The sequence below is a fragment of the Erwinia sp. B116 genome, assembly GCF_002865965.1.
GTDB lineage: Bacteria > Pseudomonadota > Gammaproteobacteria > Enterobacterales > Enterobacteriaceae > Erwinia.
Map to the genome: position 1 here is coordinate 252,081 of NZ_JRZZ01000003.1, position 23,532 is coordinate 275,612.

At 59.4% G+C, this 23,532-nt stretch carries 17 protein-coding genes; 8 read left to right on the plus strand and 9 right to left on the minus strand.

Annotated elements, in window-relative coordinates; all coding sequences use genetic code 11:
- Position 1: 1 nt before the first annotated feature.
- From NV64_RS03980 to NV64_RS03995, 4 genes are all read right to left on the minus strand, one after another.
- Complete coding sequence (locus NV64_RS03980; protein WP_056231689.1) at positions 2 to 1,522, minus strand: sugar ABC transporter ATP-binding protein; 1,521 nt, start codon at positions 1,520 to 1,522, stop codon at positions 2 to 4.
- Entirely contained in the window at positions 1,522 to 2,133 is a 612-nt protein-coding gene (locus NV64_RS03985) for a DUF2291 family protein (protein WP_233208913.1), read from the minus strand. Before NV64_RS03985 ends, NV64_RS03980 begins: the two co-directional genes overlap by 1 nt.
- Positions 2,134 to 2,144: 11 nt before the next feature.
- A complete protein-coding gene (locus NV64_RS03990) occupies positions 2,145 to 3,083 on the minus strand; it encodes a D-ribose ABC transporter substrate-binding protein (protein ID WP_056231686.1) in 939 nt (312 codons plus the stop codon).
- Between the two features lie 441 nt (positions 3,084 to 3,524).
- Positions 3,525 to 4,619 (minus strand): lactonase family protein, encoded by a 1,095-nt coding sequence (locus NV64_RS03995; protein WP_101505370.1) that lies wholly within the window; start codon positions 4,617 to 4,619, stop codon positions 3,525 to 3,527.
- Positions 4,620 to 5,319: 700 nt separating this feature from the next.
- Here NV64_RS03995 and NV64_RS04000 point away from each other — a divergent pair.
- The 7 genes from NV64_RS04000 to yjiA all read left to right on the plus strand — a co-directional run bounded on the left by NV64_RS04000 (position 5,320) and on the right by yjiA (position 15,927).
- On the plus strand, positions 5,320 to 7,686 hold the full coding sequence (locus NV64_RS04000; protein WP_101505371.1) for a beta-glucosidase: 2,367 nt from the start codon (positions 5,320 to 5,322) through the stop codon (positions 7,684 to 7,686).
- On the plus strand, positions 7,679 to 9,070 hold the full coding sequence (locus NV64_RS04005; protein ID WP_056231680.1) for an MFS transporter: 1,392 nt from the start codon (positions 7,679 to 7,681) through the stop codon (positions 9,068 to 9,070). Before NV64_RS04000 ends, NV64_RS04005 begins: the two co-directional genes overlap by 8 nt.
- Before the next feature lie 248 nt (positions 9,071 to 9,318).
- Positions 9,319 to 10,764, plus strand: coding sequence for a Na+/H+ antiporter NhaC (gene nhaC / locus NV64_RS04010; RefSeq protein WP_072166253.1), 1,446 nt, complete (start codon positions 9,319 to 9,321; stop codon positions 10,762 to 10,764).
- A gap of 2 nt (positions 10,765 to 10,766) precedes the next feature.
- Positions 10,767 to 12,131: an alpha-L-fucosidase gene (locus tag NV64_RS04015; RefSeq protein WP_101505372.1), complete on the plus strand. Its 1,365-nt coding sequence runs from the start codon at positions 10,767 to 10,769 to the stop codon at positions 12,129 to 12,131.
- A gap of 410 nt (positions 12,132 to 12,541) precedes the next feature.
- Positions 12,542 to 14,695, plus strand: a complete 2,154-nt coding sequence (locus NV64_RS04020) for a carbon starvation CstA family protein (RefSeq protein WP_101505373.1) — start codon at positions 12,542 to 12,544, stop codon at positions 14,693 to 14,695.
- A gap of 57 nt (positions 14,696 to 14,752) precedes the next feature.
- On the plus strand, positions 14,753 to 14,956 hold the full coding sequence (locus tag NV64_RS04025; RefSeq protein WP_056231673.1) for a YbdD/YjiX family protein: 204 nt from the start codon (positions 14,753 to 14,755) through the stop codon (positions 14,954 to 14,956).
- 8 nt (positions 14,957 to 14,964) lie between these two features.
- Positions 14,965 to 15,927 (plus strand): GTPase, encoded by a 963-nt coding sequence (gene yjiA, locus NV64_RS04030; RefSeq protein WP_056231671.1) that lies wholly within the window; start codon positions 14,965 to 14,967, stop codon positions 15,925 to 15,927.
- An 11-nt stretch (positions 15,928 to 15,938) separates the two neighbouring features.
- On the opposite strand, the gene btsR is transcribed toward yjiA, so the two are convergent.
- From btsR to NV64_RS04055, 5 genes are all read right to left on the minus strand, one after another.
- A complete protein-coding gene (gene btsR / locus NV64_RS04035; RefSeq protein WP_056231668.1) occupies positions 15,939 to 16,655 on the minus strand; it encodes a two-component system response regulator BtsR in 717 nt (238 codons plus the stop codon).
- 11 nt (positions 16,656 to 16,666) lie between these two features.
- Positions 16,667 to 18,346, minus strand: coding sequence for a sensor histidine kinase (locus NV64_RS04040; RefSeq protein ID WP_056231665.1), 1,680 nt, complete (start codon positions 18,344 to 18,346; stop codon positions 16,667 to 16,669).
- Between the two features lie 290 nt (positions 18,347 to 18,636).
- On the minus strand, positions 18,637 to 19,434 hold the full coding sequence (locus tag NV64_RS04045) for an ABC transporter ATP-binding protein (protein WP_101505374.1): 798 nt from the start codon (positions 19,432 to 19,434) through the stop codon (positions 18,637 to 18,639).
- Positions 19,431 to 20,483, minus strand: a complete 1,053-nt coding sequence (locus tag NV64_RS04050) for an iron ABC transporter permease (protein ID WP_101505375.1) — start codon at positions 20,481 to 20,483, stop codon at positions 19,431 to 19,433. Before NV64_RS04050 ends, NV64_RS04045 begins: the two co-directional genes overlap by 4 nt.
- Positions 20,484 to 20,577: 94 nt before the next feature.
- Positions 20,578 to 21,693, minus strand: coding sequence for an ABC transporter substrate-binding protein (locus NV64_RS04055; RefSeq protein ID WP_101505376.1), 1,116 nt, complete (start codon positions 21,691 to 21,693; stop codon positions 20,578 to 20,580).
- 298 nt (positions 21,694 to 21,991) lie between these two features.
- Here NV64_RS04055 and NV64_RS04060 point away from each other — a divergent pair, with 298 nt between their 5' ends.
- Positions 21,992 to 22,723: a hypothetical protein gene (locus tag NV64_RS04060; RefSeq protein WP_056231659.1), complete on the plus strand. Its 732-nt coding sequence runs from the start codon at positions 21,992 to 21,994 to the stop codon at positions 22,721 to 22,723.
- Positions 22,724 to 23,532 lie beyond the last annotated feature (809 nt).

Genomic DNA, 23,532 nt, shown 5'->3' on the forward strand with positions numbered 1-23,532 from the left:
CTCAGAACCCCTTTGCACTTGCTTTAACCAGCGCCGATTCTTCAGCGGCGGCACGTGGAATATCGGCGGTCAGCTTGCCGCCTGACATCACCAGAATACGGTCGGAGACCGCCATGATCTCTTTCAGATCCGAGGTGGAAAACAGAATGGCGATCCCCTGCTGCGACAGCTGAACCATCATGCGAAACACGTCGGCCTTCGCCCCCACGTCAATACCGCGGCTGGGTTCATCCAGCAGCAGCAGATTGGGGTTGGTCAACAGCGAGCGGCCAATCACCACCTTCTGCTGGTTACCGCCGCTTAGCGCGTTGATGCTGACCTCCGGCGAGGAGACTTTGATCGAAAGATTGCTGACCGTCTCCGTCACCACCTCCTGCTCCTGCTGGCGCGAGATAGCAAAACGGTACTGCAGCCGCTGCCACAGGCTGCCGATGGTCAGGTTACTGGCCACCGACGACACCGGGAAAATGCCGGTACGCTTGCGGTCTTCCGGCACCAGGCTCATGCCCATGCGGATACGTTCGGCGGTATCCAGGCGCTGCGGCACCGGCTTGCTGTCCAGCCAGATCTTGCCCAGGTAGTTACGCTGGGTGCCGAGCAGGCACTCAAACAGCTCGGTGCGCCCGGCCCCCATCAGGCCGTAGATGCCGACGATCTCGCCGGCGCGCACGTTAAAGGAGACGTTATCCACCAGCGCATTGCCCGCAGGGCCGACGCAGGTAATATTTTCCGCCTCCAGCACCGGCGCGCCAAACTGGCGATCGTCGGTCAGGAAGCTGGTCACCGGCTCGCTGCCGAGCATCTCCCGCACGATCCACGGCACGTCGATCTCGCTGACCTGCGCTTCCGCCTGAAAACGGCCGTCGCGCAGAATGGTGATCACATCGCCGATCGCCATCAGCTCTTCCAGCCGATGGGAGATATAGATGATCGACACGCCCTGGCGGGTCAGTTCGCGGATCACCCGGAACAGGATCTCCACTTCGGTTTTGCTCAGCGCCGAGGTCGGTTCATCAAGAATTAAAATATCGGTGTTTTCCGCCAGCGCTTTGGCGATCTCCACCAGCTGCTGCTGGCCCACTTTCAGGTTCGCCACCAGCTCGCGCGGGGAGATCGCCTGGTCCAGCCGCTGCATCAGTTCGGCGGTGCGCGCTTCCTGGGTTTTTTCATCAATCGGCCGCAGCCCGCTTTGCAGTTCGCGGCCGAGAAAGATGTTTTCCGCTACCGACAGGTTCTCAAACAGGTTCAGCTCCTGGTGTACCATGCCGATCCCGAGCGCGGCCGCCGCCCGGGTGCTGTTCAGCTGCACCTGTTTGCCGTTAAGCCAGATCTCACCGCTGGTGGGCGGTTGTACCCCGGCGAGGATCTTCATCAGCGTCGATTTACCGGCGCCGTTTTCACCAATGATCACGTTGACCTTGCCGCGCCAGACGCGGTAGTCAACGCGGTCCAGCGCCAGCGTGCCGGGGAACAGCATCGACATCGCCCGCGCCTGCAGAATAATCGGATCGAGATCGCTCATTAGGGCGCTTCCTGTTTCATGCTGACGGCGACCACCTCAGGCGGCTGGTTCGGCTGCATCAGCACCGCCAGCACCAGCTGCACCGGTTTACCCACCCAGCTGGCGTCCACCTCAGGCAACTGTTTCACCGCCTGGCGATTCAGCGCTTTGGTCATCTGCGCAAACTGCACCTGGTTGGTGAACTCTTCAAAGCGAAAACCGGCCGCATCACGGATCGCGTTGCTGCGCACTACCGGCCCAATCATCACCGGCACCGACTCTCCGTTAATGGTCACCGTCAGTTTCCTCTCACGATCTTCCGCCGGGCTGACGGCGGTCACCGTGCCGCTAGCGCGAACAAAGACGCTTTCGCTGGTGCCCGTTTTTACCGTTGTGGATTTGGTTTTCATATCGGCCCAGCCCAGCGCACGATCGGCTGAGGCTTGCAGTACCCGCGGTTCCCAGTTCTCTTCGGCCACCTGTTGCGGCGTCTGGCTGCTGAATCCGGCTTTAGCGGTCGGATCCTTTGGAATGATCGGTTGCCCGTTCGCATCCAGATCGACCACCGTACAGCCGCTCAGCAGCACGGTAGCGACCAGCAGGCCGGCGAAGGAGAGTTTCATCACCATCATCGGCTCCCGGGTTATTTAGCGAGGTTGAAGACTTTCAGCTTGCTGGCGTTGCTTTCATCAATCAGCACGCAGTCCATCAGCTGCTTCTCTTCTTTCTGCGCTTTGCCATGGGTCAGGTAGTAGTCGGCCTGTTCAATCGCCATCTGCGCCTGCGCCCAGCCCGGCTGCAGCACCGTGGCCTTGATGTTGCCTTTGTTGATAATCGAGTCGCGCACGTAGTCGCTGCCGTCAAAGCCAACCACGATCACGTTGGTTTTGCCCGCGGCTTTCAACGCGGCTTCCGCGCCCAGCGCCATGGTGTCGTTACCGGAGATCACCCCAACGATGTTCGGGTTTTTCTGCAGGATGGTTTCCATGCGGCTGAAGGCTTCGGTCTGGCTCCAGTTGGCGCTCTGCTGCGCGACCATCTTCATGTCTTTGTAGTCATCCAGCACGTCGTGATAGCCCTGTGAACGCACGCCGGCGTTGGTGTCGGACTCTTTGCCCAGCAGCTCGACGTACTCCCCCTTACCGTTCAACAGCTTGGCAAACTTCTCCGCTCCCAGCTGTGCGCCCTGATAGTTGTTGGAGACGATCTGCGCCACCGCTACGCCGGTTTTGTTGATTTCGCGGTCGATCAGGAAAGTCGGGATGCCGGCATCTTTCGCCTTCTGCACCGGGCCAACCGTGGCGTCTGCCCCGGCGTTATCCAGCACGATGGCTTTGGCCTTACGGCCGATGGCGGTTTCAATCAGCTGGTTCTGTTTGCTCACGTCGTCATCGTGTGACGCCACCAGCGTGCTGTAGCCCAGCGCTTTGGCCTTGGCCGCCGCGCCGTCGGCTTCTGCTTTAAAGAACGGGTTATCGTGGGACGGGGTGATAATGACAATCAGCCCTTTGTCTGCCGCCAGGGCGGAAGCGCTGAGGGTCATGGCGGAAAGCAACAGGCCGGTAAGCAGGGTACGTTTCATTGACTATCTCCACTGTGAATAAATATTCATACGTGATTTATTATTCTTTCATCATTGGTGATTGCTCAGATTTAGTCCAGATGTTCAGATCGAAAAGGAGAAGAGGATCACAGGGGATTTAGTGATTATCTTACTTATCAGTAAGATAAAACTAACAAACCATTTTATATCAATGAGTTAAAAATGTGACGGAGATAACAATTGGCACGGTTTTTCGATAAATAGCGCTGTTTTTACAGGGAAAATTACGGTGGAAAAAGTGTTCTGAATCATCCATCGTGCAGGAAAAAATGAACGAGCAAAAAGGATATGGGGGTGATACGAGTGGAAGCAGAGTCGTTCATCGTGAATAAAAGCCTGATGACCTGCTGCGTCGGTTTTTGCCAAATCGTAGCCGGTTATCTCTCAACAATAACCGGCTACGCGTTTAGTCTGGTGACGTTACTGCTCGAAAAACTTGATATCGGTTGCCGTCGGGACCGTCACGACGCTGCCCGCTGGGATCAGTTCGCCGCTTTGCGCGTCAAAACTGAAGCGGCTGATGCTGTTAGAGAAGACGTTTGCCACGTACAGCGACTGGCCGCTCTGGTCAAACGCCAGGGCGCGCGGCTCGATACCGCCCGCAGCCACCGCGCCGTGCGGCTGCAGTTTCCCCTGCTCGTCGATACGGAATATCAGGATACGGTTATCCGCACCGCGATTCATTGCCAGCAGCCAGCGGCCGTCCGGGCTGAGAATAATCCCGGAACCGCTTTTAAACGCCGTCTCATTTTTAGCGTACAACAGCAGGTTCTGCTGCTGCTCCAGCCCCTCTGCGGTGACCGTAAAACCGACCACTTCGGCGGACATCTCGGTCACCAGCCAGGCAAAGCGGCCGTCGGCAGAGAACACCATATGCCGCGGGCCGCTGCCGGGCGGCAGCTGCACGTTGCGATCGGCGTCCGGCTGCAGCGGCAGCGCCTTGCTGGCCGCGTAACGGTAAGCGTGCAGCAGATCACCGCCGAGATCGGCGACGTACAGCATGCTACCGTCCGGACTGAACGTCACCGAGTGGGCGTGGCCGCTGGCCTGGCGATCGGCCACCGCGCCGGAACCGGCGGCATAAGGGAACTCCTGCACCGACTCAGACAGCGCGCCGTTGTTCGCCACCGGGAACACGGCGATGCCGGCACCACCTGGCGCGACCGAGTAGTTGGCGACGATCAGAAAACGGCCGTCCGGGCTGAGCGCCGCGTGGGTGGGCTGCTGCCCGGGGCTGCTGACCGAGTTAACTACCGAGAAACGTCCGTTTGCGTCACGCGCCAGCGCGGTCACCGCGCCGTTGACCTCTTCGTTGGTGACCCAGGCAAAGCGGCCGTCCGGCGAGCTGGCGATCCACGACGGGCTCTTCATCTTCAGTACGCCGTTTATCTCCAGCGAGCCGTCGGGGTGGCGGGTGAGCTGGTACAACCCCTCGCTGGGTTTTTCCGGTTGCTGTACCCGCGGATCGTCCGGCACCGAGGTCCAGCTCCCTGCCAGTGCGCTTTGCGTTGTCATTATGGGTGTTTCAGCCTGCACGCTCTGCGCGTGGGTTACAGCGGTTGCCGTTGTCATGATCATCATTACCAGTAAGCCTGTTCTGCCGGGTGATAAACTTGGAGACATTGTAACACCTCACCATCAATGAATTATTTCATCCCTCCATATCGTCGGCTGGCAATGACCAGACCATTAAACGAGGGTATCATTCAGGGTAGAAGATATCTGTTTTTCAACGAAGAATTAAGTGCAGGAAGGAGACCCAGGGCACAAAAAAATCTGACTGGCGAGGTCAGGTTTTTTATTTTCCCACTCATCCTGTAATGCTCGCGCCGGTGTCAGCCCCCCCCTTCCTCACCAGTCAGACAGGTTACTGAAATATATATTTCCATCTTTTTCACAAGAGCGTTATCACTACGTTTTGGCAGAAAAAATTAATTAACCTGTTACACGAAGAAATAATAAGACCGCTGTTACACGCAGGAATAATAAGACCGTGGTTTTTATATTTTACAATGCCCTTCTGATGCTACTTCCTGATGCGCCAGATAATTAAACTGCTGCAACCCGCCATCTGTGACCAACAGCGCAATATAAACAATTATCCACTCTGTACCATTATTTCCGCAAATTATGTACAAAAAATACTCTGCACACAGGGCTACCATCGCCGGGTAATAGCGTTTTCTGAATATTAATCCGCTAAGGAGAGTCAGCAATGGCCAAAAATATCGATAAAAAGAGAGTAATTAATGACGCCAGCATCGAAGAAAAAGTCAGCCTGCTCTGTGGCAAAGGCTTATGGCGTATGGGGCAGATCCCCCGCTTCGCGACACCCGACGTGGTGATGACGGACGGCACCTACGGCGTGCGCTACAGCGAGTCGCAGATAGACCAGGGAGAGGGGCTCTCCTGTCGCGAATTTTTCGAAGTGGTCGCGCAACGGCCGGTCGGCAGTGAGCCACAGCGTGGTGCGGAAGCGTCGGCACAACAGGGCAACGATCCCGGCCTGCAGCTGTTCGGCACCAGTAAACCGGCTACCTGTTTTCCTAACGGGGCCAGCGTGGCCTGCAGCTGGGATACTGAACTGATGAGAAAAATGGGCGTGGCGCTGGCCGAAGAGTGCCTGGAGATGGGCGTCAGCATTTTGCTCGGCCCCGGGATCAATATCCGCCGCACGCCGCTGGCCGGGCGTGCGTATGAGTACTACTCAGAAGATCCCTTACTGAGCGGAGAGCTGGCGGCGGCACTGATCGACGGCCTGCAGAGCCAGGGGGTGGGGGCCTGCCTGAAACACTTCGCCTGCAATAACTCAGAGATCCGTCGCACCCAGATGGATTCGGTCGTCGACGAGCGGGCGCTGCGGGAGATTTACCTGGCCGGTTTTCGCCGGGCGATTGAAAAATCCGATCCGTGGATGGTGATGACCTCCTACAATCTGCTCAACGGCGTGCAGACCTCCGCGAATCCCTGGCTCACCCACCAGGTGCTGCGTGACGAGTGGCAGTATCAGGGTATTGTGGTATCTGACTGGTATGCGGTGAAACACCGTCCGGCGTCACTGCTGGCCGGTAACGATCTCTCCATGCCGGAAACCCAGACTGACAAAACCGAGCTGGCGGCAGCCGTGGCCAGCGGGCAGGTCCCCCTCAGCCAGCTCGATTTATCCGTAAACCGGGCGCTCGATCTGCTGGAAAAAGCAGAACAAAATAAACGCCCCGGCTTTAAGGCCGATTTTGAGCAGCATCATAAACTGGCGCAGCAAATTGCCGCTGAGAGCCTGGTGTTGCTGAAAAATGAGGGGCAGATCCTGCCGCTTAACGCTGCCCGGCATAAAAAAATCGCCGTAATCGGCCACCCGGCTACCCGGCCGGTGATTCAGGGCAACGGTTGTGCCACCACCCATCCCTGGAAGCTCGATACCCCGCTGGATGAAATCATGCAGCTGGCGGGAGATTTTGATGTCAGCTGGGCACCCGGTACCGCCAGCAATGACAGCAGCGATGCCAGCGCTCTGCGTACCGCCACCGAGGCAGCGGCCAGTGCCGATCTGGCCATTCTGTTTGTCAGTACCCCGATTGGTGAAGATGGCGAGAACAGTGACCGCGAACATCTGTCCATCCAGCCACAGCATGAAGAGCTGTTGAATGCCATCGCCCGCGTGCAGCCGGAACTGGTGGTGGTGATCGCTAACAGCGAATCGGTGGTCATGCCGTGGCTGGCGAAGGCCCGTGCCGTTATTGAACTGTTTTTTGCCGGCCAGGGGATGGGTAAAGCGGTTGCTCAGGTGCTGCTGGGCGAGGCGAATCCCTGCGGCAAGCTGACGGTCACCGTGCCGAATACGCTGGAAGAGACCCCCGCTTTTCTGACCTATCCCGGTGATAATAACCGCCAGTACTACTCAGAGGGGCTTTACGTCGGCTATCGCTATTACGACAGGCGTAAAATAGAGCCGCTGTTTCCGTTTGGTTTTGGCCTGAGTTACACCACCTTCAGCTATGAAGAGATCGCCCTTTCCACGACCCGGCTGCGGCCGGATGAGACGCTGACGGTAAGCGTCACGCTGAAAAACAGCGGAGACCGGGACGGGAAAGAGATTGTACAACTGTATGTCGCCCCGCCGCACGGCAGGCTGGCACGGCCGGAGCAGGAGCTGAAAGGCTTTGCCAAACTGGAGATCGCTGCCGGTGAGCGCCGGACCGCCTCGATTGAACTGGCCGCGCGCGACCTGGAAATCTGGGATCCGGCTTCAGAGCAGTGGAGAATTGAGCCAGGTGTCTACCGCCTGCTGGCCGGGAAATCATCCCGAGATATCGCCCTGGTCGCCACCCTCACCGTGATGGCTGACCGCCTGCCCGCGCCGCTCAGAGAAGACTCTTCACTGACTGATTTGCTTGAACACCCTGCCGCTTTTGAACGGGTTTGCCAGCTGTTCAGCCGAAAAAGCGGCCGATCGCTGCATGAAGCGAGGAAAACGCTGGAACTGAACGCACCGGACCTGTTTACCAGCGTATTTATCAGCCTGGCGACCATTTTTGAACTCGATATCTCACGCGATGAGCTCAACGAGGTGATTAATGGCTGAGCATCATCCGGTCAGTGCTGCCCCCGAAGGGGGCAGCCAGCGGACAGCCGACCCTCTGTCGCAAAACCTCCCGACGATCGCGCTCAGGGAAAAGCTCAGCTATGGCTGCGGCGATCTGTCATCCAACCTGATGTGGGGGGTAACCGCTTCATTTATCCTTTACTACTACACCGACGTCTATCAGATTGCCGTGGAGCGGGTTGCCCTGATGCTGCTGGTGGTCAGGGTGATCGATGCCTGTTTTGATCCGCTGGTAGGCTGGCTGATTGACCGCAGCCGTGATGCGGATATGGTCAGGCGGCTGATCGCCTGGCTGGCGGTGCCGTTCGGGCTGATTGCCTTACTGGCTTTTCTGCCACTCCCGCTGTCCGACAACGGCAAGCTGGCCTGGGCCACGCTGACGTACACCTTACTGGGTGCCATTTACGCGGGCATCAATACCCCCTACGGCATCCTCAGCAGCCTGATGACGCCCCATCCGCAGCAGCGGGTGGTGCTGAATGCCTTCCGCGCGATGGGATCGCAGAGCGGCATGCTGCTGATCGCATTGCTGACCCTGCCCGCCGTTCACTGGCTGGGCGGCGGTAGCAGCCAGCAAAATGAGCTGAAAGGATTTCCGCTGTATATGGCCGGCGTTGGCGCGTTGGGCTGCGGGCTGTGGTTTGTCACCCTGAAGGGCTGTGTTATCCGCTATCGGCCGGAACCACACCGCTTTCCGCTGAAAATCCTGCTCGGGGCGCTGCTGAAAAACCGGGACTGGCTGCTGTGTACCCTGGCCTTCGGGCTTTACTACATTATTCTCAGCGCATTTTACTCCTTCGCCCTCTACTTTGCCCGTGGCGTACTGATGCAGAGCACGGCGTTTGGGGGGTATATCCTGACGCTGATCACCTTCTTTTCGGTAACGGGCAGCGCCTGTGTTCCCCTGCTGATCCGCTACGTCAGCCGCAGAACGCTGTTGCTGGCGGGCTATGTTTGTCAGGCCGCGCTGCTGATACTTATCGGCCTGATTCCGCTCACCCCCCTGCTTTTTATGCTGTTGTTTCCACTGGTGGCGCTGCAGCTGGGAGTTAACTCGCCGATCTACTACTCCATCATCGCCGACAGCATTGACGCAGGGATGGCGAAAACTGGCGTACGTACGGCAGGTCTTGCCTGGTCGCTGAATACCCTGATGACCAAAGTCGCTTATGCCGTAGGCGGCTCTCTTCTTGCAATGATGCTCTCTCTCGGCCATTACGATCCCCAGGCGCTGATCCAGAGCGAACTGACCGCCCGTTATGTAAAAATAGGCTTTATCTGGATGCCGCTGATGGTCTACCTGATCTCGTTGCCGGTGATCTGGCGGTTGCCTCGCGATCGGCAAACTGCCAGCAATAAGTGATTTTGTGCACAGTTTTGCGTACTGAGGCTTGAGCTGAACGCTACTAATGTAACAAATTGGTTAACGGTCTGATGCTCCTGCCCGTTCCGCATGGGCATCCGGTCTGCAATATGGACAAAGTCAGGAAGTGATGTGTAAACATCACTTTTTTTTGCGCCAAATGGCCTGACCATTAGACCTGTAAAAAGTGCAATCTTCCGTCATCTGCCTGAACACAACATGACAATAACGAGAAACAGAGGGTACGTATGTCTTCAACATCAGAGGTTTTGCCTGAAACCACCCGCAGAGTGCTGGGGCTGCCTGCATCATTCTTCCTGCTCGGCATTTCATTAATTTCGATTATTCTCGGTTACACCATTCTCGGCATTAAGCTGGAGGCGCTGCTGTGCATCACTGCGGTGCTGAACGCCTTTGTCGCCATGTGGCTGGGCTACAGCTTCCAGGACATCATTGATGAAATCGTGAAGAAATTCTCTCAGGCGCTGCCGTCACTGATGATCGTGATGTGCGTGGGTGGGGTGATTGGCGTGTGGATGAGCTCCGGCACCATCCCGTACCTGATCACCATCGGCCTGAAGATTATTAACCCGCAGTATCTGGTGCTGATTACCTTCCTGGTCACCAGCATCGTCGCCACCTGTACCGGCACCTCGTGGGGCTCGGCGGGCACCATCGGCGTGGCGCTGATGGGCGTGGCGCACGGGCTGGATGCCAACCTGGCGGCGGTGGCGGGTGCCGTGGTCGGCGGTGCTTACTTCGGCGACAAAATTTCCCCGCTCAGCGGCTCCTCCAACTTTGCGGCGATCGTTAACAACCTCGACCTCTACGATCACATCCGCCACCTGTGCAAGACCACGATCCCGGCTTACCTGATCTCTGCGGTGATCTACTTCTTTATCGGTTTCTGGAGCCAACCGGGCAGCGGCAGCCTCGCTTCCGCACAGCAAACCGTCGATCAGATCCACCAGCTTTATCACACCAGCTGGATCCTCGCGCTGCCGATCTTTATCGTGCTGGCCGGTGCGCTGTTGAAAAAACCGGTGATCCCGGTTCTGCTGTTTACCACCGCCATCTCAATGCTGATCGCCTGGTTTACTCAGGGCATCGGCCTGATTGAAAACCTGAATATCTGGGTTTCCGGTTTCAGCGTCAGCACCCTGACCGATAACCCGGAAGCGGTACCGGCCAGCATTCGTCTGCTGCTGGAGCGCGGTGGCGTGGCCTCGATGATGTCGCTGATTCTGGTGATCCTCTGCGCCTTCTCGTTCGCCGGCCCGCTCACGCTGACCCGCGCGCTGGATATTATCATCGGCTACTTCACCCGCATCGTCACCAGCGCCGCAGGTCTGATCTTCTCGACTATTGCCGCCTGCGTGGCGCTGATAGCCGCCACCGGTAACAACAATATCGCCTGCCTGCTGCCCTCAGAACTGTTCAGAAAAGCCTATGAACAGAACGGGCTGCACCGTAAAAATATCTCCCGTACCGTGGAAGACGCCGCCACGGTGATTGAACCACTGATCCCGTGGACCGCGGCCGGGGTGTTTATGGCCGCGACGCTGAACGTGGCGACGCTGGATTATGCCCTGTGGGCCGTGCAGTGTTACGCCGGCTTAATCATTGCCGCTTTCTACGCCGTCACCGGGCTGTGCATTGCGAAAATCGACCCAACCGAAGAAATTAAGGACTAAACGTGAGCAATACAACCTATCTCCCGAGCTGGGACAGCCTTGACCAGCGCCAGACGCCGGCATGGTTCAACCAGGCAAAATTCGGCATCTTTATTCACTGGGGGGTGTTCTCCGTACCCGCCTGGCGCAAAGTGGATAACTCGCTGTTTGGCTCTTACGCCGAGTGGTACTACGCCAGCGTTTACGGTAGCTATCGCAATAACGACGATGATTTCCATGCAAAGCATTACGGCAGTGATTTCCTGTACCGCGACTTTGCGCCGCAGTTTAAGGCAGAGCTGTTTGATGCCGATGCCTGGGCGGCGCTGTTTAAGGCCTCCGGCGCGAAATATGTGGTGATGACCACCAAGCACCACGACGGCTACTGCATGTGGCCGACCACCAACGCCCACAAGAAAAACTGGAACAGCGCTGACGTCGGGCCGCAACAGGATCTGCTGGGTGCCGTCACCACGGCGGTACGCGACAGCGGGCTGAAGATGGGGATCTACTACTCGATCATCGACTGGGAGACCAACTGGAGCCACCGCGCCGAGGGTGGTTACTTTGTGCCGGAAAAAGATCGCCTGAAGTTCGGTATCGATGAACAGCGTTATCCACAGGAGATCCTGCTGCCGCAGCTGAAAGAGCTGGTGAAAACCTATCAGCCCTGCCTGATCTTCTCCGACGGCGGCGAGTGGGATCTCAGCGAGGAGTTCAGCCAGACCAAAGAGTTCCTCGCCTGGCTGTATAACGACGCGCCAAACAGGGATGAAGTGCTGGTGAACGACCGCTTCTTTAGCGGCATGCCGGGCAATCACGGCGACTACTACAGCACCGAATACAACGATAAAGAGGGCTTCGGCAAAACCCATCCTTGGGAAGAGAGCCGCGGCATTGGCAAATCCTACGGCTTTAACCGCGCCGAACAGCTGGAAGATTACTGCACCTCGCAGCAGCTGGTAGAGCAGCTGATCGGCATCGTCTCCAAAGGCGGCAACTTCCTGCTTAACGTGGGCCCGACCGCCGACGGCCGCATTCCGACGCTGCAGCAGGAGCGCCTGCGCGATATCGGCCGCTGGATGGACGTTAACGGCGAGGCTGTCTATGACAGCCAGATCGGCGGCCATCTGCAGAGCGACGATGCACGCTGCGCCTTCACCCGCGTGGCGGAGGCTGACTATCTGATCGTTAACAAGTGGCTGAGCGAACCGCTGACGCTGAACCTGCAGGCGGGCTACCGGCCGGCTGCCTGTCAGCTGCTGTGCAAGGGTGAGGCGGTCGAGGTACCGTTCTCCATCAGCGACAACACCCTGACGCTGCAACCGCTACCGTATCAGTTCGACCGCGGGCTGGAGTACGCCTTTACCTATAAGTTTACCGCGTAAACCGGCATAACGGCCAGCCAGTCTGGCCGTTACCACAGCCGGTGCTGCTCTGCCCTGCTTGCCCCTGTTCTGAGCGGATGCCGGGTAGCCTGCTGTACGACGGCTTTTTTACCTGCCTGCTGACTCTCTGACTGTCCCTGATGCTGACCTGACTGCCATGACGGTGCGGAGCAAGGGATTTTACCGGGTTATTAATGAGATCTTAATCACACAATTCAGCCACTTAGCCGCGCGGTAAAACCGCTTACCGCCGCCAGTCGCCGCTTACCCGCCAATATCACCGCTTAACGACAATTCCCGCCTTTCAACTGGGATTTCCGTCACCCTGAGCGGGCATAAAAATATCATCCTTTTACCCTACTCAGCCTCACCGGCCGCCTGCGCCGGACGCGCTGAAAACCAGGTTACTTATGAATAAAAATACCGCTCTCCGGCACCTGCCGTGGATGTTACTCGGCATACTGGGTGCCTGCTGCCTCGCCGTGGTGGCGCTGCGCCGCGGCGAACATATCAGCGCGCTGTGGATCGTCGTCGCCTCGGTGTCGGTCTATCTGGTCGCCTACCGCTACTACAGCCTGTATATCGCCCGGAAGGTGATGAAGCTTGACCCGACCCGTTCCACACCGGCGGTGCTGAATAACGACGGGCTGAACTACGTACCGACCAACCGCAACGTGCTGTTTGGTCACCACTTTGCGGCGATCGCCGGGGCCGGACCGCTGGTCGGCCCGGTGCTGGCGGCGCAGATGGGCTACCTGCCCGGCGTGCTGTGGCTGCTGGGCGGCGTGGTGCTGGCCGGGGCGGTGCAGGACTTTATGGTGCTGTTTATCTCCTCGCGCCGCAACGGCGCCTCACTGGGGGAGATCATCAAGAAAGAGATGGGCCCGGTGCCCGGCACCATCGCGCTGTTCGGCTGCTTCCTGATTATGATCATCATCCTCGCGGTGCTGGCGCTGATCGTGGTGAAAGCGCTGGCGGAGAGCCCGTGGGGCGTGTTTACCGTCTGCTCAACGGTGCCGATTGCGCTGTTTATGGGCATCTATATGCGCTTTATCCGTCCGGGCCGCGTCGGGGAAATCTCGGTAATCGGCGTGCTGCTGCTGATCCTCAGCATCTGGTTTGGCGGTATCGTCGCCCACGATCCGTACTGGGGCCCGGCGCTGACCTTCAAGGACACCACCATCACCTTTACGCTGATCGGTTACGCCTTTATCTCGGCGCTGCTGCCGGTGTGGCTGATCCTTGCGCCGCGCGACTACCTGGCCACCTTCCTGAAAATCGGCGTGATCGTCGGGCTGGCGATCGGCATCGTGATCCTTAACCCCGAGCTGAAAATGCCGGCCATCACCCCGTATATCGACGGCAGCGGCCCGCTGTGGAAAGGCGCCCTGTTCCCGTTCCTGTTTATTACTATCGCCTGCGGCGCGGTCTCCGGCTTCCACGCGCTGATCGCTTCCGGCACCACGCCGAAGCTGCTGGCCTGTGAAACCGACGCGCGCTTTATCGGCTACGGTGCGATGCTGATGGAGTCCTTTGTGGCGGTGATGGCGCTGGTTGCCGCCTCGATTATCGAGCCGGGCCTCTACTTTGCCATGAACACCCCACCGGCCGGGCTGGGCATCACCATGCCGAACCTGCACGAGCTGGGCGGCGAGAACGCGCCGCTGATTATGGCGCAGCTGAAGGACGTTACCGCCCAGGCGGCGGCCACCGTCAGCTCGTGGGGCTTTGTTATCTCACCTGAAGAGATCCTGCAGACCGCGAAAGATATCGGCGAACCTTCCGTACTGAATCGTGCCGGCGGTGCGCCGACGCTGGCGGTGGGCATCGCCCACGTGTTCGACAAAATCATGCCGGTGGCCGATATGGGCTTCTGGTACCACTTCGGCATCCTGTTTGAAGCGCTGTTTATCCTTACCGCGCTGGACGCCGGTACCCGCTCCGGCCGCTTTATGCTGCAGGATCTGCTGGGTAACTTCGTGCCGTTCCTGAAGAAAACCGACTCACTGGTGGCCGGGGTTATCGGCACCGCCGGCTGCGTCGGCCTGTGGGGCTATCTGCTTTATCAGGGCGTGGTCGATCCGCTGGGCGGCGTGAAGAGCCTGTGGCCGCTGTTCGGCATCTCCAACCAGATGCTGGCCGCCGTGGCGCTGATCCTCTCCGCCGTGGTGCTGGTGAAGATGCAACGCACCCGTTACGTCTGGGTGCCGCTGCTGCCCGCCATCTGGCTGCTGATCTGCACCACCTGGGCGCTGGGCCTCAAGCTGCTCAGCAACAACCCGCAGCTGGAAGGCTTCTTCTTTATGGCCGGCGAGTATAAGGCGAAGATGGCGGCGGGCAGCGACACGCTGACCCCGCAGCAGCTGAGTAATATGCAGCATATTGTCATTAACAACTACACCAACGCCGGGCTGAGCATTCTGTTCCTGATCGTGGTGTACAGTATCCTGTTCTACGGCTTCCGCGCCTGGCAGAAAGCCCGCCGCGCGGATGCCCGAACCGACTGTGAAACGCCTTACGTCGAGGTGCCGAAAGAGGGGATCAAAACCGTCTCCGGCCACTAAAGGCTCAATCCGGGCGGTGCCGTTAACGGCACCGCTTTTTTCGTTACGGAGAGGAATATGTTTGATAACTTAGGCGCGGCAAAAAAGTATCTCGGCCAGGCCGCGCGGATGCTGGTCGGCATCCCCGACTACGATACCTACGTTGCCCATATGCAGGCCAATCATCCGGACCAGCCGGCGATGACCTATAAAGAATTTTTCCGCGAGCGCCAGCAGGCGCGCTACGGCGGCGATGGTAAAGGCGGCATGCGCTGCTGTTAAGGAACGTTATGAACCCGATTGCAGTTACGGTACTGACCGGTTTTCTCGGTGCCGGTAAAACCACCCTGTTACGCCATATTCTGCACGAACAGCAGGATTACAAAATTGCCGTGATTGAGAACGAGTACGGCGGCGTGGCGATCGACGACCAGCTGATTGGCGACCGCGCCACGGAAATCAGAACCCTGACCAACGGCTGCATCTGCTGTTCGCGCGCTAACGATCTGGAGGATGCGCTGCTCGACCTGCTCGACGGGCTGGATAACGGCACGCTGGCGTTTGACCGGCTGATTATCGAGTGCACCGGCATGGCCGATCCCGGCCCGATTATTCACACCTTCTTCTCGCACGAGGTGCTGTGCCAGCGCTACCTGCTGGACGGCGTGATTACCCTGGTGGATGCGGTGCACGCCGCTGAACAGCTGGGGCGCTTCAGCCTTGCCCAGGCGCAGGTCGGCTACGCCGACCGTCTGCTGCTGAGCAAAACCGACGTGGCCGGCGACAGCGCGGAGCTGGTTGAACGCCTGCAGCGCATCAACGCCCGCGCCCCGGTCCATCCGGTGGTTAACGGCCAGATCGATCTGGCGCTGCTGTTTGACACCCGCGGCTTTATGCTGGAGGAGCAGGTGGTGCAGCCCGCGCCGCGCTTCCGCTTTATCGCGCCTGCCCAGCCGATGATCGCCTCTCTGGTGGTTGAGCTGGACTACCCGGTGGAACTGGCGGCGGTGTCGGCGGCGATGGAAGAGCTGCTCGGCGGCTTTGCCCAGGATCTGCTGCGTTATAAGGGCATGCTGTGGATCGCCGACCAGCCGTGCCGGCTGCTGTTCCAGGGCGTGCAGCGTCTGTACAGCGCCGACTGGGACCGCGAGTGGCAGCCGGAAGAGACGAAGCGCAGCACACTGGTGTTTATCGGCCAGCAGCTGCCGGAATCGCAGATCCGCGGCACCTTCGAGGCGCTGCGGCCGCGTTAACCCCTGGGCTGTTACAACCCCAGCCGCTCCTTCAGCGGCTTCAGGTAACGGCGGCTGACCGGCACCGTCTGGCCGTTGCGCAGCAGCAGCTCCGCCTGGCCGTTATCCTCCAGGCGGATCTCGCGCAGGTGCGCCATGTTCACCAGGTGCTGACGGTGGCAGCGCACCAGCGGCGTGCGGTTCTCCAGCGTGCGCAGCGTCAGCTCGGTAAAGCCCTCCCTGCCGTCCTGACTGGTGACGTACACGCCGCTCAGCCGGCTGCTGACAAACGCCACCTCCTCCATTGGCAGCAACCAGATACGGCTGTGGCCGGTGCAGGGGATAAACTTCAGCGGCTCCGGGCCTTCCAGCGCGGCGATATTCTGCAGCGGCCGCACCTCGCGCAGGCGGGCGAGGGTTTTTTCCAGCCGGGCGGGATCGACCGGCTTAAGCAGGTAATCAAACGCGTGCTCCTCAAACGCCTTCACCGCGTACTCATCAAAGGCGGTCAGAAACACGATCCAGGGGCGCTGCTGCGGATCGAGCATACCGGCCATCTCCAGCCCGCTGATGCGCGGCATCTGAATATCGAGGAACACCACGTCCGGCCGCAGCCGGTTGACCGCGCCCATCGCTTCAATGGCGTTGGCGCTCTCCCCCACAATGGTAATATCGGCCCGATCCTGCAGCAGCACGCGCAGGTTCTCGCGCGCCAGCGGCTCGTCATCGACGATCAGTACATTCAGCATAGGTTTTTTCCTCAGGCGCTCATCGGCAGGCGCAGGGTGATGCGCGTATAGCGCTCCGGCTCGCAGCTGACGCTGATGCCGCAGTCGTCGCCAAAGCGGCCGCGCAGGCGCTTGTCGACCAGGCTCATACCGAGGCCACTGCCGTCCGCGCCGGGTAGATAGAGTCCGGCATTATCCTCGACGGTCAGCAGCAGATGTTCACCCTCGGTGCGGGCGTCAATGGCGATCACCCCGGTCCCCAGCAGCTGTGAAGTACCGTGCTTGATGGCGTTCTCGACGATCGGCTGCAGGGTGAATGCGGGCAGCCGCAGCTGCGCCAGTGACTCCGGTACCCGCAGATCGACCCGCAGCTGCGAACGGAAGCGGGCCAGCTCAATCTGCAGATAGGCGTTAACGTGCTCCAGCTCGTTGGCCAGCGTCACCACGTCGCCCGGTCGCTTGAGGTTTTTGCGGAAAAAGGTCGACAGATACTGCACCAGCTGCGCGGCCTGCGTGCTGTCATGACGGATCACCGCCACCAGCGTATTCAGCGCGTTAAACAGGAAGTGCGGATTGACCTGCGCGTGCAGCAGCTTGATCTCCGACTGCACCAGCAGCGCCTTCTGCCGCTCAAACTGCCCGGCAAGGATCTGCGCCGACAGCAGCTGCGCGATGCCTTCGCCCAGCGTGCGGTTGATCGAGCTGAACAGCCGGTTACGCGGCTCATAGAGCTTGATAGTGCCGATCACCCGCTGATTTTCACCGCGCAGCGGGATCACCAGCGTCGAACCCAGCTTGCAGTTATCATGCAGCGAACAGCGGTAAGGCACCTCGTTACCGTCGGCGTAGACCACCTCACCGCTCTCAATCGCCCGCCAGGTATAATCCGAGGCGATCGGCGTGCCGGGCAGGTGATGATCGTCACCGGTGCCGGTAAAGGCCAGCAGCTTGTCGCGATCGGTGATCGCCACCGCGCCGATATCCAGTTCGCGATAAAGCACCTGCGCCACCTTCATGCTGTTCTCTTCGTTAAACCCCTGGCGCAGGATCCCCTCGGTTTCTGCCGCCAGCCTCAGCGCGGTGGCCGAGAAGGCCGAGGTGTATTTCTCAAACATCGCCCGCTTGTCGAGCAGGATGCGCATAAACATCGCCGCGCCGACGGTATTGGCGACCATCATCGGCGCGGCGATGTTTTTCACCAGGTGCAGCGCGTCCTGATACGGGCGGGCGATCAGCAGAATAATCGCCATCTGCACCAGTTCCGCCACCAGCGTCACGCCGCCGGCGGTCAGCGGGCTGAACACCCGGTCGGGGCGGCCGCGTTTAAGCAGGTAACTGTGCAACAGGCCGCCGAGCAGCCCTTCGGTAAAGGTGGAAAGCATACAGCTCAGCGCGGTCATCCCGCCCAGCGAATAGCGGTGCAGGCCGCCGGTCAGCCCCACCAGCCCGCCGACCACCGGCCCGCCAAGCAGGCCGCCCATCACCGCGCCGATGGCGCGGGTATTGGCAATCGAGTCTTCGATATGCAGGCCGAAATAGGTACCGAGAATGCAGAAGATTGAGAAGGTGACATAGCACAGCAGCTTGTGCGGCAGGCGGACGGTCACCTGCATCAGCGGGATAAACAGCCGGGTTTTGCTCATCAGCCAGGCGATCACCAGGAACACGCACATCTGCTGCAGCAGCTGTAACACCAGAGTAAAATCGACCATCCTGCCTGCCCGTTCGCCCGTATTGCGGGCACCCTACTCTGTTACGCCGCCGGTTTCAGCGCGCTGATCTTAAAAACGCGATCTGGCGCGCATTTTTCTGCTGAAGCCCGCTCTCCGTTCACCGGCCCCCTGGCGGTTATATCAGGGACCGGACAGACGGACGAGTTAAGAGTCAGGCGAGTTAACAGGCGGTCAGGCAGTCAGGCAGTCAGGCAGTCAGGCAGTCAGGCAGTCAGGCAGTCAGGCAGTCAGGCAGGCTAAGTCACATCAGCCTGCACTGGCTATCTGTACTATGCGTCACCCTGTGCCGATATCCCCATCGGCTGCACCACCGGGTTACCGGCCCGGTCATGCAGGATCTCGACTTCGACGCCGTAAGTGTCACCGATCAGCTGCGCGTTAATCACTTCGCGCGGCCGCCCCGCGGCCTGCAGCTGACCACCGGCCACCACCAGCAGGTTGTCCGCGTACTGGCAGGCGAGGTTGAGATCGTGCAGCACAATCACCGTTACCCAGTTGCGCGCGCGGGTTTCGCGCCGCACCAGGTTGAGCAGCGCCAGCTGATGTTTAAGATCCAGCGCGCTGACCGGTTCATCCAGCAGCATCACCTCAGGCTCACGCATCATCACCTGGGCAAACAGCACCATCTGCCGCTGCCCACCGCTAAGCGAAGCGATATCGCGTTCGGCCAGATGGCCGATTCCGGCCTGCTCAAGCCGCTGCATCGCCGCGTCCAGCGTCTCGTCATCGATATGCAGCGACAGCCTGCCCAACCGCCCGAGCACCACCACCTCCAGCACCGTCAGGCCGATATCCGCCGTGCTGTCCTGCGGCAGGTAGGCGATGGCATCGCGCCACTGCTGCAGCGTTTTTCCGCGCGGCTTGCCGGTGGTTAACTCGCGTTCTCCACAGCGGATCGCGCCGGTCGCCAGCGGCAGCTCGCCAAACAGCGCGCCGAGCAGCGTGGTTTTTCCGGTGCCGTTGGGGCCGATAATCACGTGGATCTGTCCGGCGGCCAGCGACGTGCTGAGGTTATCAATAATGATGCGGCCAGCGCGCTGCACCTGAATGCCGTCGAGGGCGATCATAAGGCGCTCCTGCGCGGGGCAAAGATCAGCCACAGTAAAAACGGCACGCCAACGATCGCGGTCACAATGCCGACCGGGAACAGCGCGCCGGGCACGATAGATTTCGACAGCACCGACGCCGCCGACAGCATCATCGCGCCGCTCAGCACCGACATCGGCAGCGAGAAGCGCTGATCCTCACCCACGACCATCCGCGCAATATGCGGGGCCACAAGGCCGATAAAGCCGATCACTCCGACGAAGCTGGTGGCGGTGGCGGTCATCACCGCCACGATCACCAGCACCTTCATGCGCAGGCGCCGCACGTTCACGCCGAGGCTGCGCGCGCGGGTTTCGCCCATGCGCAGCGCCGCCAGCTGCCACGAGTCGGCCAGCAGCAGCAGGCAGCAGACCAGCGTCACCACCGTGGTAAGGAGCAGCGTCGGCCAGGTGGCCTTGGTCAGGCTGCCGAACAGCCAGAAAAGGATCTGTTGTGACAGCTCCGGCGCGGAGAGAAACTGGATCAGCGACAGCAGCGACTGGAACAGGAACAGCAGCGCGATGCCGCCGAGAATAATGGTTTCGGTGCGCACCCGGCGCATCGAGGCCAGCATAAACAGGAACAGCGCGGCGATCATCGAAAACAGAAACGCGCCGATCGGCACGGCGAACATCGGGTTCAGCCCGAAACCGCCAAACGCCAGGCTGAGCGCGGCACCAAAACCGGCCGCCGCCGCCATCCCCAGCGTGTAGGGGCTGGCCATCGGGTTGTTCAGCAACGTTTGCATCTGCACGCCGCCGGCACCGAGCGCCGCGCCGACCACCAGCGCCATCAGCGCCATCGGCAGCCGCAGTTCACGCACGATGGCGTCGGTCATCGCCGCGCGTTCGCCCAGCCCGGTCAGCGAGCGGATCACCTCAGAGGGTGAGAGCATCGACGGGCCGGTGGCGATATCAAACACCAGGCTGACCGCCGTAATCATTAAAAACAGCAGCACGTAACGCCAGCGCTTACGTTCGCGCGCGCGGTGCGCGGCAATGGCGTTGCGGCTGGCTGAGGAAAAGGTCATGGGCGTATCCGGAAAATCACGCGCAGCAGCAGCGGCGCGATCGAGACAATCGGTGGGCGGCCCGCCTTATCCGCGGGCCACCGGGGGAAGATCGTTACTTAACGCCGACCACAAAGGTGCCTTCCGGGGTGACCGGCAGGTATTTTTTGTAGAAGTTGAGGTAGTTAGCCAGCGGGTCAACGTCTTTGAACTGCTCAGGATAGAGCTGTTTGGCCATATACTGCACCATCGCGAAGTCAGACAGGGTACGGGATGCGCCCTGATAAACGCCATAGACCTTGCCGTTTTTCACCGCCGGCAGTCCGCTCCAGCCGGCACGCTGCTCAAAGCCCTTCAGCTTCGCGCGCGCGTCGTCAATTTTTACCCCCTGCCCCATCGGCAGCGCATTGGGGTTGGCGTTGTTCTCACGCCCGGCGATGAAAATAGCGTCCGGCTGCGAGGCCAGCACCTGCTCCGGGTTCAGCGGGCCCCACCACTCAACAAACGGCGTGGCGATATTGTTGCCGCCGGCCGCGGTGGCCATCGCGCCCCACATGTTCTTGCCGTAGGTGAAGGAGTACTCTTCCGGGCCTTTATTGCCAAACTCGACGTAAACCTTTGGCTGCGGCTTGCCGGAGGCCTTCACGCGATCGGCCACCTGTTTCAACGACGCCGCATAAAGATCGGCGATTTCTGTCGCCCGCGCGTCCTGACCGGTCAGCGTGCCCAGCACGCGGGCGGATGCCACGTGGCGCTCAACGGTCTGCGCGTTAAAGTCGACCACCGCGATCGGAATACCCTGCTTCTCGATACGCTTGATATCGGCACCCAGCGCCTGATACTGCCAGTCGGCGAGGATCAGCAGGTCCGGGTTGAGGCTCAGCACCTTCTCCACCGAGAAGTTCTGCGCCTCCACTTCACCCACGTCAGGAATGTCTTTCAGCGACGGGCGGTGCGCAACGTGCATCGCCCAGTTAGCCGGCACCCAGCCTTCCCACGCTTCACGCGACAGGCCAACCACCGAATCAAAGGCTTTCTCACCGCCCACGGCCATATAATCTTCAAAGTAGAAACCCAGCACCACGCGCTTGGCAGGCAGGTCGACCTTCACCTGACGGCCGATGACGTCGGTCAGGGTTTTGATTTCAGCCAGGGCTGAGGTGGCGGTTGCCAGCAGGGCAAGCGCCAGCGCACCGGCAACAGCACGGCGTTTAAAGACAGATGAGGACATTGTTTTTTCCCGAGGTAAGAGAGTCAAATCAGACCGGCTAAATTTAAATGATAATCACTCAACATTGATACATTTATTTACATTACCTGACGATTTCATGGCAAAGGCTCCACATTTGCCGTTTTTTTTGCGCGAACCACCTGCCGCTCACGCGCCGTTCTGCCTTTGGGCAACGCGTTGTGCGACAGCAGGGACGGGAATCAAGTAAACTCAAGGGTACTACGGACATGACTGACGTATCGCCAACGCCATGCGCCTGCGCCCGCCGCCTGATCCACTGCACAAGGAACCCGCAATCATGTTGCCACGCTTATCCCCGCTCTCTACGCTGCTGCCGCTGCTTGCCTGCGCGCTCAGCGCACCGACCGCTGCCGCACAGGCCATCGATATTCAGGACGAGCGGGTGCTGCTTTCACCACCGGAAATCAGCGTGCGTAACGGTACGCTCTACTACGATGGCCAGATTATTACCGGCTCGGCAGACAAGGTGATTGACCAGCTAAAGATGCGGCGGGTGGAGAAGATCTCCCTCAACAGCATCGGCGGCGACGTCGTGGAAGCGATGAAATTAGGCCGTGAGATCCACAAGCGCGGCGTTGACGTTGAGGTGAGAAACGTCTGTGCGTCCGCCTGCGCCAGCTACCTGTTCCCCGCAGGCAAAAACAAATATATTGGCCAGAACAGCTACCTGCTGTGGCACGGCAGCCTGCACAGCCCGGCCAGCGAGATCGCGATGGAAAACAGCGAAGACGGGATGACGGCGCAAAAGTTTGTCACACAGCCCGAATTTATCGCGCTGGCACAACAGGAGAGCCAGTTTTACCAGACGATCGGCGTCAGCGAAAAGATCGCTTATTGCCCACAGCTGCTGGCGGATTACCGGCAGAAATTCCCGGAGAAGTGGTTCTCCTGGTCGCAGGCGGAGCTGGCACGTTTCGGCGTTAAGTCCGTCTACTGGACCACCAGCGCCGCCCGCTGGCAGCGTGAGATGAGCGCGCGCGGGGTAATTTTTGCCGGGGCCTGTGGATGAATGGCGAGCAGAGTCTGAACCGCCATCGATAGCCTGAACAGGGACGAAAAAAAACCGACTTTACCGTCGGTTTTTTTTCGTTACCTGAGCATTCTCGTTGTCGCAATACACTTTACTAAGCCTTATAAGGCCTCAACGCAAACTGAATTAAGGCAAGGTAACCAGCCTGCCCTAATCCGCCCCATTTTCAGGTTGGTAGCCCTGCAACGGAACAATACCTGCTGTATCACTAAGCCAGATAATGTTATCACCCCCTGCCCTGCGGTCAATAAGCAACCGCCTGAAAAACGCACAATATGTGGTTCGAGCTTAAGCTTCGAATGCTTATAATCGCGAAGCTTAATGATTACACGAAGCTGTCTCTGGCAGGTTGCTGAAAAGGATTTGAAAATTTCCCGGTCGGAAACAGATGGTGCTGCCCGGTTTGCCTTAACCTGCAGAGTGCCTGTTGTTTCACTAAGCCAGAAACGCGCCGCGAGGGAAAACCCAAAGGCATAAGCGGCGGGTGGTGCTCTGTTCAGATAAGGAGCGCACCGGTGATACTGCTGGGAAGCATTCTGCTGATACTGCAAATTCTGCACGTCAGCCTTAGCATTATCGTTGTCGCAAGACAACTTGCCGCAAGACCGTAAGGAGCAGCGGTAACCTGAATCAAGGCGGGGTTTCACCACCCGCCTTTTTTCGTGGCAGCCCGTTAACAGCCGCAGCTTTACCGGCACCCAGCGTAAAGAAGCGCAAATTTCGTCACTTTACGTTATGAACCAGGCTAGGATCCGCGGGTGTACAACAACTGAGGACAATTTTCTTTC